The 17,269-nt window shown below is 38.0% G+C and carries 18 protein-coding genes; 11 read left to right on the forward strand and 7 right to left on the reverse strand.

Features of this window, described 5'->3' with window-relative positions; genetic code table 11:
- Positions 1-177: 177 nt before the first annotated feature.
- A complete protein-coding gene (locus QZU77_RS07755; protein ID WP_295602751.1) occupies positions 178-1,479 on the forward strand; it encodes a phenylacetate--CoA ligase family protein in 1,302 nt (433 codons plus the stop codon).
- An 8-nt stretch (positions 1,480-1,487) separates the two neighbouring features.
- The gene (locus QZU77_RS07760; protein ID WP_295602753.1) at positions 1,488-1,916 is read left to right on the forward strand and encodes an amino acid-binding protein; all 429 of its coding nucleotides are present in this window, start codon (positions 1,488-1,490) and stop codon (positions 1,914-1,916) included.
- A 96-nt stretch (positions 1,917-2,012) separates the two neighbouring features.
- On the opposite strand, the gene QZU77_RS07765 is transcribed toward QZU77_RS07760, so the two are convergent.
- From QZU77_RS07765 to iorA, 3 genes are read right to left on the reverse strand one after another with little or no spacing between them, the layout of a single operon-like run.
- Positions 2,013-2,291, reverse strand: coding sequence for a hypothetical protein (locus QZU77_RS07765; RefSeq protein ID WP_295602755.1), 279 nt, complete (start codon positions 2,289-2,291; stop codon positions 2,013-2,015).
- Between the two features lie 52 nt (positions 2,292-2,343).
- Positions 2,344-2,928, reverse strand: a complete 585-nt coding sequence (locus QZU77_RS07770) for an indolepyruvate oxidoreductase subunit beta (RefSeq protein WP_295602762.1) — start codon at positions 2,926-2,928, stop codon at positions 2,344-2,346.
- A gap of 4 nt (positions 2,929-2,932) precedes the next feature.
- A complete protein-coding gene (gene iorA, locus QZU77_RS07775; protein ID WP_295602766.1) occupies positions 2,933-4,825 on the reverse strand; it encodes an indolepyruvate ferredoxin oxidoreductase subunit alpha in 1,893 nt (630 codons plus the stop codon).
- 197 nt (positions 4,826-5,022) lie between these two features.
- On the opposite strand from iorA, the gene tfrB reads away from it, so the two are divergent.
- From tfrB to glyS, 5 genes are read left to right on the forward strand one after another with little or no spacing between them, the layout of a single operon-like run.
- Positions 5,023-6,498 carry a fumarate reductase (CoM/CoB) subunit TfrB gene (gene tfrB / locus QZU77_RS07780; RefSeq protein WP_295602768.1) on the forward strand — a complete coding sequence of 492 codons (1,476 nt, stop codon included), beginning with the start codon at positions 5,023-5,025 and terminating at the stop codon, positions 6,496-6,498.
- 12 nt (positions 6,499-6,510) lie between these two features.
- Entirely contained in the window at positions 6,511-7,419 is a 909-nt protein-coding gene (locus QZU77_RS07785; protein WP_295602770.1) for a TrmJ/YjtD family RNA methyltransferase, read from the forward strand.
- Positions 7,416-8,237, forward strand: a complete 822-nt coding sequence (locus QZU77_RS07790) for a DUF362 domain-containing protein (RefSeq protein WP_295602774.1) — start codon at positions 7,416-7,418, stop codon at positions 8,235-8,237. The genes QZU77_RS07785 and QZU77_RS07790 overlap by 4 nt, the downstream gene beginning before the upstream one ends.
- A gap of 13 nt (positions 8,238-8,250) precedes the next feature.
- The gene (dcd, locus tag QZU77_RS07795) at positions 8,251-8,838 is read left to right on the forward strand and encodes a dCTP deaminase (protein WP_295602780.1); all 588 of its coding nucleotides are present in this window, start codon (positions 8,251-8,253) and stop codon (positions 8,836-8,838) included.
- Between the two features lie 12 nt (positions 8,839-8,850).
- A complete protein-coding gene (glyS, locus tag QZU77_RS07800) occupies positions 8,851-10,545 on the forward strand; it encodes a glycine--tRNA ligase (protein ID WP_295602782.1) in 1,695 nt (564 codons plus the stop codon).
- Positions 10,546-10,556: 11 nt separating this feature from the next.
- Here the strand turns inward: glyS and QZU77_RS07805 are convergent, their stop codons facing one another.
- Positions 10,557-11,333 (reverse strand): winged helix-turn-helix domain-containing protein, encoded by a 777-nt coding sequence (locus QZU77_RS07805; protein ID WP_295602784.1) that lies wholly within the window; start codon positions 11,331-11,333, stop codon positions 10,557-10,559.
- Between the two features lie 185 nt (positions 11,334-11,518).
- Between QZU77_RS07805 and QZU77_RS07810 the strand changes: the two genes are divergently transcribed.
- The gene (locus QZU77_RS07810; protein WP_295602788.1) at positions 11,519-12,274 is read left to right on the forward strand and encodes a TatD family hydrolase; all 756 of its coding nucleotides are present in this window, start codon (positions 11,519-11,521) and stop codon (positions 12,272-12,274) included.
- 5 nt (positions 12,275-12,279) lie between these two features.
- Positions 12,280-13,200: a TDT family transporter gene (locus tag QZU77_RS07815; RefSeq protein WP_295602794.1), complete on the forward strand. Its 921-nt coding sequence runs from the start codon at positions 12,280-12,282 to the stop codon at positions 13,198-13,200.
- Positions 13,201-13,206: 6 nt separating this feature from the next.
- On the opposite strand, the gene sepF is transcribed toward QZU77_RS07815, so the two are convergent.
- Both sepF and QZU77_RS07825 read right to left on the reverse strand, forming a co-directional pair.
- Entirely contained in the window at positions 13,207-13,746 is a 540-nt protein-coding gene (gene sepF, locus QZU77_RS07820) for a cell division protein SepF (RefSeq protein WP_295602796.1), read from the reverse strand.
- 4 nt (positions 13,747-13,750) lie between these two features.
- Positions 13,751-14,803 (reverse strand): DUF1611 domain-containing protein, encoded by a 1,053-nt coding sequence (locus QZU77_RS07825; RefSeq protein WP_295602798.1) that lies wholly within the window; start codon positions 14,801-14,803, stop codon positions 13,751-13,753.
- Between the two features lie 201 nt (positions 14,804-15,004).
- Between QZU77_RS07825 and QZU77_RS07830 the strand changes: the two genes are divergently transcribed.
- A complete protein-coding gene (locus QZU77_RS07830) occupies positions 15,005-15,949 on the forward strand; it encodes a 3H domain-containing protein (protein WP_295602806.1) in 945 nt (314 codons plus the stop codon).
- Complete coding sequence (locus QZU77_RS07835; RefSeq protein WP_295602810.1) at positions 15,942-16,523, forward strand: ZPR1 zinc finger domain-containing protein; 582 nt, start codon at positions 15,942-15,944, stop codon at positions 16,521-16,523. The genes QZU77_RS07830 and QZU77_RS07835 overlap by 8 nt, the downstream gene beginning before the upstream one ends.
- 9 nt (positions 16,524-16,532) lie before the next feature.
- Here the strand turns inward: QZU77_RS07835 and QZU77_RS07840 are convergent, their stop codons facing one another.
- Positions 16,533-16,973, reverse strand: coding sequence for a hypothetical protein (locus tag QZU77_RS07840; RefSeq protein ID WP_295602812.1), 441 nt, complete (start codon positions 16,971-16,973; stop codon positions 16,533-16,535).
- Positions 16,974-17,269: the final 296 nt, after the last annotated feature.

Here is a 17,269-nt window from a genome sequence, read left to right on the forward strand (position 1 = left end):
ATATAAAAAGCTTTATCAAGCATAAAGTAATAATTGATTTCAGTTTGTAAAAAAACAAGTTAAAATCAATATTTACTTCTACGTGAAATGGAATTCTAAACAGTACAACAAAGTTTTTTATTCATGAGAACCAATAATTAAACATAATGAAAAAAATTCAAATATAATAGGGATACTATGTTTTGGAATGAAAAAGCAGAATGTATGAGCAAAGAAGAAAAAGAAGAACTTCAACTAAAAAGACTTCAAGAAACTGTAAAACTAGCATATGAAAATGTGGAGTTTTATAAAAAACGATTCGACGAAATTGGTTTAAAACCAGAAGACATCAAGACACTGAAAGACATTGAAAAAATTCCCTTTACAACAAAAACCGATTTAAGACAAGCATACCCATTAGGATTGCTCGCAGTTCCTCGAGAGGAAATCGTGGAAGTGCATGCATCATCCGGAACCACAGGAAAACCAACAGTGACCGCATACACCCAAAACGATTTGGACATTTGGGGAGAATGCATAGCACGTGGATTGAAAATGGCCGGTGCTGAAGAGGACTACATCATTCAAAATGCTTACGGATACGGATTGTTCACCGGAGGATTTGGAATCCACCATGGTGGAAACAGGATGGGAGCAATCACAATTCCGATTTCAGCAGGAAACACCCAAAGACAATTGGACACAATGGTTGATTTCCAAAGCGACATCCTAACATGTACCCCATCTTATGCAGCATACCTGGGAGAGTCTCTTGAAAAGTCTGGAATTTCCCTTGACGACATAAACCTAAAGGCAGGAATTCATGGAGCTGAAATGTGGACTTCCGAATTAAGGGACAGGATTGAAACCTCCCTTGGAATTAAAACCCATAACATTTACGGCTTAACAGAAGTGATGGGTCCGGGCGTTGCTCAGGAATGCGACTGTCAAAACGGAATGCACATACAGGACGATCATTTCTACCCAGAAATCATAAATCCCGAAACCGGTGAAACCATTGAGCATGGCGAAAGGGGAGAACTGGTATTGACCTCCCTAACCAAAACCGGAATGCCTATTTTAAGATTCAGAACAAAAGACCTGACAGCACTCATGGATGATGAATGTGAATGCGGAAGGACAACAATCAGAATGGACAGGATTACCGGAAGAAGCGATGACATGCTTAAAATCAAAGGAGTCATGGTTTTCCCATCACAAATTGAAAAGGCACTGCTCAGAGTTACAGGAGCCAGCCCTAACTACATGATACATGTAACAAGACCTGACATTTTAGATGAAGTGGAAGTCAAGGTGGAAGCTTCCAAGGAGTTATTCTTCGATGAAATGAAAGAAATGGAAAAAGTCGAAAAGCAAATTCAGGCATCCATCAGATCAGAAACAGGAATCAGAGTTGACGTTACAATCTGTGAACCTGAATCACTTCCAAGAAGTGAAGGTAAAGCTGTTCGCGTAATTGATGAAAGGGACTTTGAATAGGTGAGAAAATGGTTAAGCAAATTTCAATTTTTGTAGAAAACAAGGAAGGAAGAATTAAAAAAGCAATTGACACATTAGCAAAAGCAAACATCAACATCCGTGCGTTATCCATTGCAGATACAACAAAATATGGTATTTTAAGATTGATAGTTTCAGACAATGCTAAAGCAATAGAGGCACTTGAAAAAGACAATTTCATTGTTAAGGAAAATGAAGTAATCGTTTTAGCAGTTCCTGATGAACCAAACGGATTGAATTCAACATTAGCAATATTTGATGAAAAGGACATCAACCTCGAATACCTATACGCTTTTGTAAGCAGCAAAACTGATGAAGCGATTGTTGCCATGAGGCTGGAAAATATGGAAAAGGCCATTGATGTTTTGGAAAACAGCAACGTGAAAATATTGGAAGAATCAGATATTAAAGAATTATAGAAAAGAGCAATATCTTTTCTAATCTCCTTTTTTATTTTATAATAATTAAAAATCTAAAATAACTGCTTTTAAAAAAAATAAGTGAAAAAAAGATAGCTAGAATTCTTTTAATAATTTAGCTATATCTTCTTTTGAATAACCTAAACGCACGAAAAGGCTTTTGAGTGGTTCGTTTTCAGGAATTGCTCCTAATTCTCTCCAGCTTTGAAAATCATTTTTCAAGATGCCGTTAATTAAAAGTTGAATTGTAATTAAATCATCACTTTTAATAGCAATGAAAGCATCCTCATCCTTGAAAACATTTTCTGGATCAATTAATGTTACTTTACCGTTCCTGTCTTTTTTCACAATAGCGTTATCAATTCTGTAAGCCATAATACCACAACTCTCTATTATTTAAATTTTTATTTTAAATACTATTTAAATATTAACCTTTTATGGATTTGTATCCGCTTTCAATAGCCTTTAAGTTCATTTCATGGAATTTAGGTTTTAGATTATTTTTCATTGCGTCAATGACTGATTCTTTTGTCAGTGGGAATTTGTCATCAGCAGTCACTGCACCAAGCAAAACCATGTTCAAAGCCAATACGCTACCTGCCTCAATTGCAAGTTTTGTTCCCTCAATCGGCAGCACATGCTTATAGTTTTCCTTTAATGTTTTTGTTATGCTGTCAACGCTAGGGTAAGGCTTGTTTGTGGATGAAGGAATTATAGGATGAGTGTTGTAAACTATCTTGGTTTGTGAGTTTACCTTATCCAATCCCCTGATGGTTTCGATTGGCTCGAATGAAAGGAGCATGTCCGCTGCCTGCTTAGGTATGATTGATGAATTGTATCCTCCAATCTTGAGTTCTGTGGATACTGAACCTCCCCTTTGGGACATTCCATGAATTTCACTCATAACCACATCCAATCCCTGGTTCATTGCAGCTTCACCTATGATTGTTGAGGTTTTAATGATTCCTTGTCCGCCAACGCCGCAAATATAAATACTATAATGATTATCCATTTTCTCACCTACCTGCCTCTAAAGCACCATACTTACATACTTGTATGCACACGTTACATCCGTCACACTGTGATTGGTCAATGGTGATTTTGCCGTTGACTTTTGAAATGGCTGGGCATGCCAGTTCACTTACACACTTGTCACAGTTATTGCAGTTCTTCTCCACTAATTGCACTGGAGGTTTTTTGGTTAAGCCTTTGATTAGAGTACATGGTGCCTTGGATATGATAACTGCAGTGTCATCTCTTTCAAATGCTTCCTTATATGTCTTGACGACTTGGTCCAGGTTGAATGGGTTGATTACACGCACATAATCGCAACCGCATGCAAGGGCCAGTTTACGGATTGAGACTTCCGGAGCCTCATCCCCCATTCCATCAATCGGAATACCAGGGTTTGGCTGTCCGCCGGTCATTGCAGTTATTCTATTGTCAAGAACGGTCAATACGAAATTGTGCTTGTTGTGAACTGCATTGATCAATGGTGAAACGCCGCTGTGGAAGAATGTTGAATCTCCAATGAAGCTTGCAACCTTCTGGTCTGTTGAAACTGAAAATCCACAGCCGTCCCCTACGCTGGATCCCATTGACAACAGGTAGTCGGCCGCATTATAAGGAGGGTTGATTCCTAATGTGTAACAACCGATGTCTGATGCGAAAACCACATCAGCAGGTTTCAATCCCATTTCCTCTATTGCAATGTTGATTCCATAATACATTGCCCTGTGAGGGCATCCTGCACATAATACTGGTGCACGTGATGGAATGTCTTCCTGTAATTTTTCCAGACTTGGTGAATACTTGATTTCAGTGTTTTCCTGGAAGTTGAGAATCTTATTCAATCCGTCGGCAACAATATCTGAGTTGAACTCATGGTATAATGGGAAAGTGCCATCCAATTTACCATGAACTGTCACGTCAAGCTTTTCCTTACCTATTACGGCTAAAGTGTCCCTTTCAATGATAGGGTCAACTTCCTCAACTATGAAAACCTCATCCAGGTCCTTTAGGAATTCGGCAACCTTCTCATTTGGGAAGGGATATGAGAATCCGAGTTTTAAAATGTTGAAGTCAAGATTGTTGAATTTGCATACGTCATGGGCATAGTTGTATGCGCTGCTTGAAGAGATTATGCCGTATTTCTTATTGTCAGCCAATTCAACTTCACGGTTGAATTCACTTTGATTGGTCAATTCATTGATTTTATGAATCTTATCCCATAATCTAATGTGCATGTCTCCTGCAAACTGTGGAACCGGAACATATTTTGACGGGTCCTTGTTGAAGTGACCCCTCTTCCAATGGTCCTCGTTGTTTGATGAGTTGTCTGCCACATCTCCGAATTCGACTATGCCTCTCATGTGAGATACCCGGGTGGTTGTTCTGACAATCACAGGTATCTTGAATTGTTCAGACAAGTCAAATGCATATTTAACCATGTCTTTTACTTCCTGACAGTTTGACGGTTCAAGAATTGGCATGTTGGCCAGTTTTGCATAATTACGGGTGTCCTGTTCATTTTGAGATGAGAAAAGTGATGGGTCATCAGCTGACAAAATGACCATTCCACCGTTAACCCCTGAGTAGGCGGTTGTCATGAATGAGTCTGCAGATGCATTCAAGCCCACATGCTTCATGAATGTGAATGACCTTAATCCTGAAGCGGCAGCTGTTGCTGCAACTTCCATTGCAACTTTCTCATTAGTAGAAAATTCAAAATATATATTGGCATCTTTAGCCAATACTGATAAGATATTTCCAATTTCTGATGATGGAGTTCCAGGGTATGTAGCTGCAATAGAAACACCTGCCTCTATTACTCCTCTAACAGCAGCTTCATTACCTAATAAAAATTGTTTATCACCAGAAACTCCAGTAACTAATTCCTTTAGATTCATTATATTTTCCTCAAATTATAATTTATACAATATAAAATATGTCCAATAGAATATTTAAAATTAATTTATTCAAGTCGAAATTATCGAATATTCCCATTAAACCTAAAAAAAATATCCCGATTAAATTACAATCATCTTTTATATAATAAACAATATACTATATAATGATTAAATTTTTAACTTTGGGAGAAGAGAAAATGATTAAAGTTTATGTTTCAAGGTTCAATAGTGAAACCGATACCGAACCGCATTTGGAGTGTTATGAAATAGAAAAAACACCCCATATGAAAGTTTTGGATGCATTACAAGCTATAAATGAAAAATATGACGCAGACATTAGTTTTAGAAGCTCATGTAGAGCAGGACAATGTGGATCCTGCGGAATATTGTTCAAAGGAAATGGAGCACTAGCTTGTCAAAAAGAAATTAAAGACGGAGCGATAATAGAACCGCTCAATTTCCCAGTTATTAAAGATTTAATTGTTGACAAATCAAGTATAGAAGCAAAAGTTAAAGATTTGGAATTATCTCTTCAATGCGACCACGAATGCAGTGAACTTAACACCAGCATCACTAAAGAAGACACAAAGGACACTAAAAAGGTGAGAAGCTGTATCGAATGTTACTCATGTCTTTCAACTTGCCCTGTCGTCAACATTGCAACAGAAGACTTTGGCGGACCTTACCTGATGAGATACATCAGAAAATTCGAAACCGACCCAAGAGACAATTTTGACAGGCTTAAAGAGGCATTGGATGATGGATTGTACAATTGTACCAGTTGCGGCAAATGCCTATCAGTTTGCCCTAAAAACATCAACACATTCGGCGATGCTATTGAGAAGATGAGGGCTGTTGCAGTTGCAAACGGTTCAGGTCCTCTTCCGGAGCATGTTGAATTTAAGGAAAACATTGAAAAGACCGGCAGATCAGTTAAGACCAAAAAGACACCATTCATCGAGGAAGCAACAAATGATACCGGTTCAAAAGTGGCATTCTTCACAGGATGTATGGTTGATTACAAGTTTCCGGAAATCGGACACACCCTGGTCAAAGTCCTCAAGGAGAATGGAATCGACATTGATGTACCTGAAGGACAGGTTTGCTGCGGTTCCCCATTGCTCAGGACAGGACAGACCGATCTTGTTCAGGAGCTTGTAGATAAGAATAAGGAAGTGTTCAAGGATTACGACACTGTCATTACAATCTGTTCCGGTTGCGGATCCACATTGAAAAACAATCACCCTGAATTCGGTTCAAAACTGAATGTCATGGACATCAGCGAGTTTCTCGAGGACAAGCTTGACACCAGCAAACTTAAAGAGGTCAACATGAAGGTGACCTACCATGACCCATGCCATTTGGGCAGGGGACAAGGAATCAAGGACGCACCTAGAAACATCATTGAAAAAATCCCTGGTGTTGAATTTGAGGAAATGAAATATCCTTGCCAATGCTGCGGTGCAGGCGGTGGAATTAAATCCGGAAAACCTGAAATCGCAATGGATTTATCCAAATCAAAAGCGGAAATGATAAAGGACACCGGCGCTGATGCCGTCATCACTATCTGCCCGTTCTGCCAACTGAACCTCCAGGACGGTCTGGATGCAATAGACTGTGAAGGCATTAAAACAATGCACATACTTGAATTATTAGATAAGGCTTATGAATAGAATTACTAGGAGTTGATTAAAATAGGAGATGCTGCCGTTAGTGAAGAAAAAGTAGTTGAAACTACAACTATGGCTTCAGAGGAAAGTAAGGAAAAAAGCAAATCCGAGAAAGAAGCAACTTCTACCAAAAAAGCAAAATCCCAACCTCAATCTCGAGGAACTGCAAGGACAAAATTAGTTCGGGAAAAGGAAGATGAGGAAATTAGCCTGTTTAAAGAAAATATTTATATTGTTTTTGTTGAATGTGAAACCCCTGGAAATGTTGGTTTTCTTGCAAGAACAATGGCTAACTTTGGATTGAAGAATCTGGTTTTGATAAATCCTACCAAATTGACAAATGAGGCATATTATCAGGCCACTCATGGCAAATATATCGTGGAGAACGCTAAAATCTACCCGACTTTAGATGACTTCTACCAGTCACAAAGAATAGATTTCAAGGTGGCTTCAACAGGAATGGCTGGAGGAAGCTATAACCTGTCAAGAATTCCAATAAGGCCTGAGGAACTTGGTAAATCCATGAACATATCCAATAAGATAGCCATACTGTTTGGAAGGGAAGGGGATGGTCTTTCAAATAAGGAGATTGGAGACTGTGACATCTGCGTATCAATCCCAACCGACCCCACATATCCGATTATGAACATATCCCATGCAGCTGCAATAATCTTTTATGAGTTATTCAAGAACAAGCATGATTATGGTGTTGAGGGCTTGAATGAGAGCACCCCTCTTGAAAAGGAGTATCTGGTCAGCGACATGAATGATTTGATTGATTTTCTGGATATTCCCGAGCATAAGAAGAATAACAGTAAGAAAACATTCAATAATATTATTTCACGTGCATTCATAACCGGGCGAGAAGCCCATACGTTAAAAGGTATTTTAAGAAGATTAAAGAATAAGCTGGGTGAACAATGAAGCGGCCAAGATTTGCGGAAATTAGTATTTTCGTAGTAAATAGAATATTTAACTGGAGGTTTCGAATTGCAGGGCTTACAAAAAAATCAAAAGTGGCTAAAACAGTAATAAACAAGATGCTTTTTGAAAAGGATGATGTGGTTGTCATTCCAAATACCATTCCAATAAACCAAAAAATCGAGAGTTCAGGTTCAGATTTCTTGCCAACCGACTTGATGAAGGAAGTCATTAAAAAATGTGATGACATTGTAATAATGAACACTTGCCTTTGCAGAACTTCAAATAAATGTGATGATTATCCTCAAGACATCGGATGCATTTTCCTCGGACCAACCTCAAAAAAGATTCCACGTTCAATTGGCTACACTGCAACTGTCGAGCAGGCTTTGGATCATGTTGATCGAGCGGATGCCGCCGGTTTAAGCCATATTATTGGAAGAAATAAGATTGATTCCGTTTGGATGAATATTAGGCCTGGCGAAGGATTATTAACCATCTGCCACTGCTGCCCATGCTGTTGTTTGTGGAAAGTGGTTCCCAACCTGGAAGATGATATTTCAGATAAGATTTCAAGAATGGATGGAGTTACAGTTAAAATTAATGAAGATAACTGTAAGAAATGTTTAAAATGCATTAAGCAAGCATGCATGTTTGATGCAATAGATTTTGAAAATGATAACATAACCATTAATCAAGACATTTGCAGAGGTTGTGGCCTTTGTGCCAATGCGTGCAAATTTGGAGCAATAAGTGTAGATTATGATGATAGAGCTATTGATAATTTAATCAATAGAATGTATAATTTAATTGAAGAATAGTTTGTGTGAAAATATGGCAATTTTAAGTGATAAAGACATAAAAGAATACTTAAAGGAGGGTAAAATTACAATTGACCCCCTTCAAGATGAAAAACAGATACAGCCATCTTCCGTTGACATGAGATTGGGAGATGAGTTTAAGGTATTTAAAGTGATTAGGAAACCTTATATTGACCCTAAAGATGAGGAGGACATTGCCTCATACATGGAATCAACAACCGTTGAAGAAGGCGAAGCGTTCATCATACATCCTAATGAATTCGCTCTTGCCACCACTTTAGAGTATGTTAAAGTGCCTGATGACCTTGTTGCCCGTGTGGAAGGTCGATCCAGCATGGGTCGTTTAGGAGTTACAATGCACGTCACTGCAGGTTTCATCGACCCTGGCTTTGAAGGCAGAATAACCCTAGAGATATCCAACATTGGCGCAATGCCCGTTGCATTGTATCCTGGCCAAAGAGTATGTCAAATAGTCTTTGAAACCATGACCAGTCCATCCGAATTGCCTTATGGACACCCTGAAAGAAACAGTAAATATATGGGCCAGACTCGCCCAGAAAGCAGTAGAGTTAAATTAGATTACGAATTAAAAAAGGAATAGGAGTTAATTTTTATGAATCATGATAAAATGAGCAATATAAGTGCTAAAAGAGGTTTTTTATGGCCATCATTTGAGATATACTCTGGAGTGTCCGGTTTTACAGACTACGGTCCTCTTGGAGCTAGCCTTAAAAACAACATCATGCAGAAATGGAGGAAACAATACGTTTCCGGTGAAGGATTCTATGAAATAGAAGGACCAACAGTCATGCCTAAGGAAGTCCTTAAGGCATCAGGACACGTTGACAACTTCACAGATCCAATGTGCAAATGTGAAAAATGTGGAGAGGTGTTCAGGGCAGACCATATCATTGAAGAGGTAATCGGTGAAGATGTGGAAAGCCTTGAAAACGAGGAGCTCGACCAAATCGTAATAGACAACAACATCGTTTGTCCGGAATGTGGAGGAAAACTGTCCAACATATGGAACTACAACCTGATGTTTAAAACCGAAATCGGTGCCAAAGGAGATAAAGTAGGCTACATGAGGCCTGAAACCGCTCAAGGAATATTCATTTTATTCAAAAGATTGGAAAGATTCTTCAGAGGCAAATTGCCATTCGGAGCTGTTCAGCTTGGAAAAGCATACAGGAATGAGATTTCCCCAAGACAAGGAGTCATCAGGCTTCGTGAATTCACACAAGCAGAAGCTGAAATATTCCTAAACCCTAAAGACAAGACCCATCCTAAATTTTCACAAATCGAGGATGTTGTTTTACGCCTTAACTCACAGGAAGTTCAGGAAAATGACTTGGAACCTTTGGAAATCACTGCACGCGAGGCCTTGGACAAGGGCATTGTCGCCAATGAAATGTTGATTTACCAATTGTATCTGGCACGCAAATTCTTGACTGAAATTGGTATTCCTGAAGATGTATTGAGATTTAGGCAACACCTCAAAGGGGAAATGGCTCATTATGCCCTTGACTGTTGGGATGTTGAAGTCAAAACCGACAAGTACGGATGGGTTGAAATCATTGGAATCGCAGACAGGGGAGATTATGACTTGTCTTCACACTCCAAGTTCAGTAATGATGAGCTTAACGTGTTCATGGAATATGATGAACCTAAAAAAGTTCAAAAGACTGTTGTGAAACCTAACTTATCTAAATTCGGACCTATATTCAAAGGAGATTCACCTAAAGTCAAGCAGGCAATTGAAGATGCAGATGTGGATGAAATCAAGGCCGCCATTGAAGCTGACGGCAAGTACACTGTTGAATTGGACAAGGTTTACGAAGTGACTGAGGACTTGCTTATTTTCGAAGATGTCGAGGAGGAAATAACCGGAGAGAAAATCATTCCTCACGTTATTGAGCCATCATTCGGTATCGACCGTATAACCTATTCTGTCTTATTGCATTCATTTACTGAAACCGGAGAAAAGGATTACTTTAAATTCGACAAGTCAGTGGCTCCGGTCCAGCTTGGTATTTTCCCACTTGTCAACAAGAAGGAATTGCCTGGAATTGCACAGGAGTTAACTGAAACTTTAAGAATGGCCGGTTTTACTGTCGAGTATGATGCAACAGGAACTATCGGTAAAAGATATGCCAGAGCGGATGAAATTGGTATTCCTCTTGCGATAACTGTTGATTTCGATACCTTGGAAGACAACAGCGTTACCGTTAGGGACCGTGACAGTGAAGCTCAGGAAAGAATTCCTATTGCTGATTTGAACGAATACCTTGACAAATATTACAAATGAGTTTTCTTAACTCATTCATTTATTTTTTTAAAATACCTGAATAGATTATTCGCCCATTTTAGGGAATCCCTGCTTTTTGAGATTAATATCCTGTTTTTATCAAACATGTTTTCCTGGTTGAAAAGGCCCAGTATCATTATTTCATTGGTGATGATTAACAGGAAGTTGTTCCTTCCCCTGAAGGTTGATATGTATTTGACTTTTGAATTTTCCTGATAAACGTTTAGAAGTGATTTGGACACTTTTATCTCAACGAATTTATCGTTTTCTTCGAGAGTGTTGAGTTTATCGTTGAATCCTTCGTAGTATACAGGCAGGATGCATCGTGCACTGTTTGCTTCATCCAAAGTGCTTTCTATAACATCCAGTATCCTGTTTGGATCATCCCAATCGGATTCCAGCAGTTCGGCATTCTTGAGCAAGTGAAGTTCCAGAATTGATTCCTTAGGAATTCTATCAATGATATGGCCCTGGATAATGTTGAATATTTCTTCCAGGAGGTTTATGATTATTGCAAGTTCCATGAGGTTTTTTACCTGCAGTTTTATGGAGTTTACCAGATAGTACCTGTTGGATTTGCGGTAGACCATTCCCCTCAATTCCAGGTAGTGGAGTGCTGTGGATATTGAACTGTAACTCATGTCGGTTACACGGGTGAGTTCCTTCATGTCTGTTGGGGATTCGTATAATGCGGTTAGCACTTTTAATCTGATCAGTGATTTTGCTATGAATTTCACATCATCAGAGACCATGTCATAATGTTTTACGTATTTTTCTTTTGTTTTCAAAATAACCACCTATTAAGTATTACTTATTTTAATATTAGTATTACTTACAATATAAATGATTTTGAAGTGAACAACCGCAAGGAATCACACTTGGGAAACCTTTATATGCAAACCCGATTTTCAGATATTTTTTTAACACATGAAAAAATAATATAAAATAAGATTAAAATTGCTTCGTGATAAAAATGATAGATACACATATGCATGCGGATGCCAGAAGTAGTGAAGACTTTGAATTAATGTTCCAATCAGGAATAGACACTGCAATAACCTGCAGCTATTATCCTTATAGGATTCCTCATGAAATGATTCTTTTAAACCATTTAAACAGGATTCTGGAATTGGACACTGCAAGAGCCCGCCAATACGGGCTTGACTTAAAAGTAGCCTTGGGAATCCATCCGACAAATTCAAGCATTAATCCTGAAAGCATTTTCAAGCAATTGTACAGATGGATAGATGAAAAACAAATCGTGGCCATAGGGGAAATCGGCCTTGAAGACTTGACAGAATCCGAAATCGACATCTTCAAAAAGCAATTGGACATAGCAAGCGAAACAGACTCAAAAGTCATCATACACACACCGAGAAAAAACAAGCCTGAAGTGCTCAAGGTCATTTTAGACATCATCCCCCAACACATCGATGAAAAACAAGCGGTCATTGACCATATCAATCAGGATGTTGTTAATCAGGCCATCGATACTGATTGCATGCTGGGATTGACCGTCCAGCCTCAAAAAATGGACAAGTTTGAAGCCATATCACTTTTGGACGAATACGGATTTGACAAATTCCTATTGAACAGTGACATCAGCAACAAGCCATCAGACCCCCTTTCCGTTCCGAAAACCGTTCGCGAATTGAAAAGACAGGGATACGGCAAAAGCGATGTGGAAAAGGTTGCCTGCAAAAATGCCGTTGAATTCTTTAGCCTGTAGATAACATGAGCATCATTGAAAAAATACCCATACCAATTTCCGGATTGATTCTTTCATTGTTTTCACTGGGAAACCTGGTTCAGGACATCCACCCATATTTAAGATACCTGTTTGGAGGCATAGGAGCGGTATTTTTAATTTTAATGCTTTTGAAAGTGATATTTTATCCGGAATCCATAAGGAATGACTTTAAAAATCCTGTCATTGTCAGCAGTTCCGGCACATTTTCGATGAGTTTGATGATTCTATCTACATATCTCATACCATTTATGCCGAGTTTTGCATATGGTGTGTGGATTTGTGGAATTGCCCTTCACATAATGCTGATGATTTACTTCACATACCGTTTTATCATCCATGATTTTGATATCAATGCAGTCTATCCAAGCTACTGGATAGTGTTTGTCGGAATAACAATGGGTGCGATAACTGCAAACGTTCATGGAATCACTGAAATAGACTTCATATTCTTCCTGATAGGATTTGCTTCAATGATAGTGACCACACCACTAATATTCTACAGGTACATTAAGCATCCTCAAATTCCAGACATGAACAAGCCCCTGATATGCATTTTCACAGCATTGTTCAGCATACTGATTGTAGGATACTTAAACTCCGCCGGCAGCATCTCGAACACATTTGTAATCGCATTGTATGCAATAGCTTGCGTTTTCTATGTCTTCGCATTATTCAAATGCGTTTCCTATAGGAATCTTGACTTTTATCCCAGTTTTTCAGCATTCACATTCCCTTTTGTAATCAGCGCCCTTGCAACAAAAGGAATCGCAACTAAAATCAGCAATACGAATATTGTATTGAACAATGTTTTAACACTAGAAACAATCATCGCAGCATTCCTAGTGATTTATATATTAATTAGATATATTAAATTCTTTAAAAATAGTGAAAAAAGTAGAAATTGATTCTACTTAACCTTTATTGACTACTTTAACCTTTTTAGGTGAAATGATAATCAGGTTCTTTTCTTCAGAACGAGCAAGCAATAGTGCCTGTGCACCATATCTTGTTCTCATCTGCTTAATCTTATCCCCTGCCAATTTGAAGTTTGGAGCACTTTCCTTTTCCAAAAATGACAAGTCCAGAATAACCGGGTTTTTCTCTTCAATCACCTGATCGACAACGTAATTAATATCATCGATGGTTTTTGGCCTGATCAAAACGATTTCATAAAATGACTGTTCAGGAATAATCACATCATAATCGTCATATACTTCAGTTTCTCTTGGAGCAGGTTTCGGAGTTGGCCTGTATTGCTGTTGAGGATTAGGTCTGTACTGTCTTTGCGGATTTGGCCTGTACTGCTGTTGAGGATTAGCATGTCCACTTCTATTATCTGAAGGTTGTATGACATTGCGTATCATGTCAGAAAAGCTAGGACCCTCTCTTTTAGCACTGCCTTCGGTTTCTTCAAATCCTAAGCTGGTTTTTAATGTATCAATGAAACTCATTTAACTACTCTCCTAAGTATTCTAAAATTGCATCTAATAATTTGGAAGCGCCGTTATTGTAAACATCTTCAGTCGGTAGGCCAAAAGTGTCTTCAAAATATTCAGGGCATAAATCCAAATCAGCGTTTTTAAGGTTAATTGAAATTCCCACAACCTTAGTCGGTTCCACCGCTTCTATTGCAGTTATCTCTTCCTTGATTCCTCTAGGCTCCCTGTATGGATGGTTTGGCCTGTGCCCAACAATGACTGCATCAGGGGCGGCCCCTATAAGAATGCCTGCGGACAATCCTCTTGGATGAGGATTTCCAATCTCGGTTAAGCTGGATTGGCCTTCGATGAATATTATATCAGGTTTTTTGGTTTCTTCAACATATTTGATGGCGGACAATACTGCTGATGGAACATCCATAGCAGATAGGCTTCCCGCTCTAAAGTTAAAATCAGTAGGTTCTTCCAATCCCATTTCATCAGTTGAAATTATGGCCGGATTCATTCCCCTTTCACTGCTTGCAATGCCCAGCATCTTTGTAGTGGTTCTCTTTCCACATTCCTGTGAGGTTCCTCCAACGAAAATTACAGGAGCGTTTGGCTTGTAGGATATTTTAGGTAAAACTTCACATGACTTTTTAGGGGCGACGCCTGCAATTTTTTCTACAACGTCAAGTCTAGGACTGATTTCTTTAATGACAACACCTTTTGCACCAGCAAATTTCTGTAAAGACAAGTTTTCTTCAATGGATAATGACCTGAATGAAGTGATTACATTCAATCCGGCATCAATTGCTTGAACTGCATACTTTAAAGCTGCTCCTTCAGCACCTATCGGCAACATTATCACCAGTGATTTGGCTTCAGGCGCATGTTCTAAACACTCTTCCAAACTGCCGGATACCGTATGACCACAATACTGTTTTCCTTGTTTTCTAACGTCATCATCTATGAATCCTACAGTTTCAATGCCTTCCAGGTTGGAGAATTTTTCTCCTCCTCCCCCGCAACCAACAACTATGAATGGATTTAAGTCTTGAATATCTTTTACTGATTTTACTGAATACAAAAGTTTCACCCCTATCCTATAATTTATAACTTATAACTACATCATGTGATTTTTATTATCTTAAGATTTTTCAAAAAATAATTTTCAAAAAAATGTTATATTATTAATTATAGATTTTCATATTTATAAAGTATAATGTTTTATAGGACAAAATCACATATATACAAAATAATTAAAAAAATATTTTAGGGGAAATTCAACATGAGAAAGCCTTATGTTATACTTATTGGAAGCGCATCCGGAATTGGAAAATCAACAATAGCCGCTGAGCTTGCAAAAACATTAAACATTAAGCATTTAATTGAAAGTGACTTTATAAGAGCAGTGGTTAGAGGCATCATAGGAAAGGAATTTGCTCCAGCACTGCACAGCTCATCATACGACGCATATAAAAACCTGAGAAACAGAAACCGCTATAACAGTTATGATGAACTTGTATCAGCAGGATTTGACGAACACGCATCCTACGTGATACCTGCATTGGAAAAGATCATCCAAAGAGCCATAACAGATTACGACGACATAATCATCGAGGGAGTTCACCTAGTGCCGGGCCTGATTAACATAGACCAGTTCAAGGATTATGCAAATATCTACTTCTTCATTCTAAGTTCCGACGAGGAAGCGCATAAGGAACGTTTCGTCAAAAGAGCGATTCAAATCCACAGAGGAGGCAAACAGCTAGATTTCTTTAAGGAAAACCGGATTATCCATGATCATCTATTGGCTCAAGCCCAAGTGAATGATGTTAATGTCATCAACTCCGAAAGCATTGAAAAAACATTGGATAATATATTGTCCGTCATCAATAAATCCTGCACCACAATCAAACTGGTCAACAGCGTGGATGATTTGAAGGACGTGATTAACATCATAATAAACGAGAACAACGGAAGCCTCGAAAGGGTGACATATAACATCAAGGGATTCAAGGAGCCATTGATCAGGAACATTAACATCAGCGACGGTGAATCCGCCAGCAAATTCATTGAAAAGATTAATGAAGATGAAAGTAAAAGGGAGTATCTCTCAGAATTATATAAATTATCAAATTATCGCGACACAACGATTTGTGCTTCAAATCAGGAAAAATTAGACAAGATTATTAAAGAATTGAATGATAAAGGTTATGTTTTAAATGAATGATGAGACTATTAATGAAATGATTATCAAATGCCCAGTATGCGGCATAGAAGGCGTTGCTAAATCTATAATGAAAGAAATGGAAATACCTCATTTTGGACAGGTCATGGAAACTACAATCCTATGCCCAAAATGCGGATTCAAACATTCAGACATTATTGCATTGGAGCAAAATGACCCTGCAAAATATGAATTGGAGATTAATAAAAACACAATGTCCGTTAGAGTGGTGAGGTCCCAGTCAGCAACCATCATCATCCCTGAAGCAGGCATTAAGGTCGAGCCTGGTCCAAAATCCGAAGGATACGTCACCAATGTAGAGGGCGTGCTTACCCGTTTCGAGGATGCTGTTATAAAAGCGTTGAACTTGTTTGAGGATGACGAATCCCAGAAAAATGCAAAGAACACTCTTGCACATATTCGAGATCTTAAAAACGGAAATGGAACAGCTACATTGATACTTTTAGATCCGTTTGGACAAAGTAACATTGTAAGTGACAGTGTTAAAGTTTCAGAAATTCCGGAAGAGGAATTGCATGGTTTAAAAACAGGTTTCAGTGTTATTGAAGATAATTAAGGAAGAAAGTTATTCTTCTTCCTCTTCATCATCAATGTTTGCTGAGAAGCTTGTGAATGTGTCTTCTTCAACAACATCTTTTAATTTTAAGGTTTTTTGAACATCCATAGCTAATGCATTACAATCTGCTTTTATAGCTTCTAAATGTAATAAAATTCTTTCTTTTTCTTGATTGATTCTTTCAATGTTTGTGTATGGGTAAGTTGATTCCTTAAGCATTTCATACTCAATGGTTGTGTATGGGTACTCGTTTAATTGCTTACATACGTTTTTCAAAACATCTCCCAAGAATTTGTTCATTTCCACTTTTACTCTTTCCCTGATCATTTTGTCGTCATCAAGATTTTCTTTCATTAGACGTACGACTTCTGCTTTAGCGAAAGGTAATTTTTCTTCATCTTCCTCTACAAATTCTTCAGAAGTTTCTTGATTCATTTCTTCTTCAGACATAAATTACACCTCTTTTGACTTTTTAAAATATTGAGTCAATACGTAATTTTTCCAAAAAAATTATTATCACATCAATATCTAAGTAATTATTTATTGGAAGTTTTATATAAAGGTTTTGCTTAAATTGAAGAATCGGAGCATTATTCGACTATTTTTCATGGGAAAATATAGAATAATCAATCGTGAAATCAATAATTTTGATAATTGGAAAATTTTGAAAAATCGTTTGAAAAAAATAAAAAATAGTGGTTTGAAAGCCACTATAATTTACCTTTTCTTCAAGATACGGCCATCTA

It is taken from the genome of uncultured Methanobrevibacter sp., assembly GCF_902774605.1.
Lineage (GTDB): Archaea > Methanobacteriota > Methanobacteria > Methanobacteriales > Methanobacteriaceae > Methanocatella.

Excerpts from the sequence above, each read along its gene's own strand:
- QZU77_RS07755 (WP_295602751.1), top strand. The coding sequence starts at position 178 with ATGTTTTGGAATGAAAAAGCAGAATGTATGAGCAAAGAAGAAAAAGAA.
- QZU77_RS07760 (WP_295602753.1), top strand. The coding sequence starts at position 1,488 with ATGGTTAAGCAAATTTCAATTTTTGTAGAAAACAAGGAAGGAAGAATT.
- QZU77_RS07765 (WP_295602755.1), bottom strand. The coding sequence starts at position 2,291 with ATGGCTTACAGAATTGATAACGCTATTGTGAAAAAAGACAGGAACGGT.
- QZU77_RS07770 (WP_295602762.1), bottom strand. The coding sequence starts at position 2,928 with ATGGATAATCATTATAGTATTTATATTTGCGGCGTTGGCGGACAAGGA.
- iorA (WP_295602766.1), bottom strand. The coding sequence starts at position 4,825 with ATGAATCTAAAGGAATTAGTTACTGGAGTTTCTGGTGATAAACAATTT.
- tfrB (WP_295602768.1), top strand. The coding sequence starts at position 5,023 with ATGATTAAAGTTTATGTTTCAAGGTTCAATAGTGAAACCGATACCGAA.
- QZU77_RS07790 (WP_295602774.1), top strand. The coding sequence starts at position 7,416 with ATGAAGCGGCCAAGATTTGCGGAAATTAGTATTTTCGTAGTAAATAGA.
- dcd (WP_295602780.1), top strand. The coding sequence starts at position 8,251 with ATGGCAATTTTAAGTGATAAAGACATAAAAGAATACTTAAAGGAGGGT.
- glyS (WP_295602782.1), top strand. The coding sequence starts at position 8,851 with ATGAATCATGATAAAATGAGCAATATAAGTGCTAAAAGAGGTTTTTTA.
- QZU77_RS07810 (WP_295602788.1), top strand. The coding sequence starts at position 11,519 with ATGATAGATACACATATGCATGCGGATGCCAGAAGTAGTGAAGACTTT.
- QZU77_RS07815 (WP_295602794.1), top strand. The coding sequence starts at position 12,280 with ATGAGCATCATTGAAAAAATACCCATACCAATTTCCGGATTGATTCTT.
- sepF (WP_295602796.1), bottom strand. The coding sequence starts at position 13,746 with ATGAGTTTCATTGATACATTAAAAACCAGCTTAGGATTTGAAGAAACC.
- QZU77_RS07830 (WP_295602806.1), top strand. The coding sequence starts at position 15,005 with ATGAGAAAGCCTTATGTTATACTTATTGGAAGCGCATCCGGAATTGGA.
- QZU77_RS07835 (WP_295602810.1), top strand. The coding sequence starts at position 15,942 with ATGAATGATGAGACTATTAATGAAATGATTATCAAATGCCCAGTATGC.
- QZU77_RS07840 (WP_295602812.1), bottom strand. The coding sequence starts at position 16,973 with ATGTCTGAAGAAGAAATGAATCAAGAAACTTCTGAAGAATTTGTAGAG.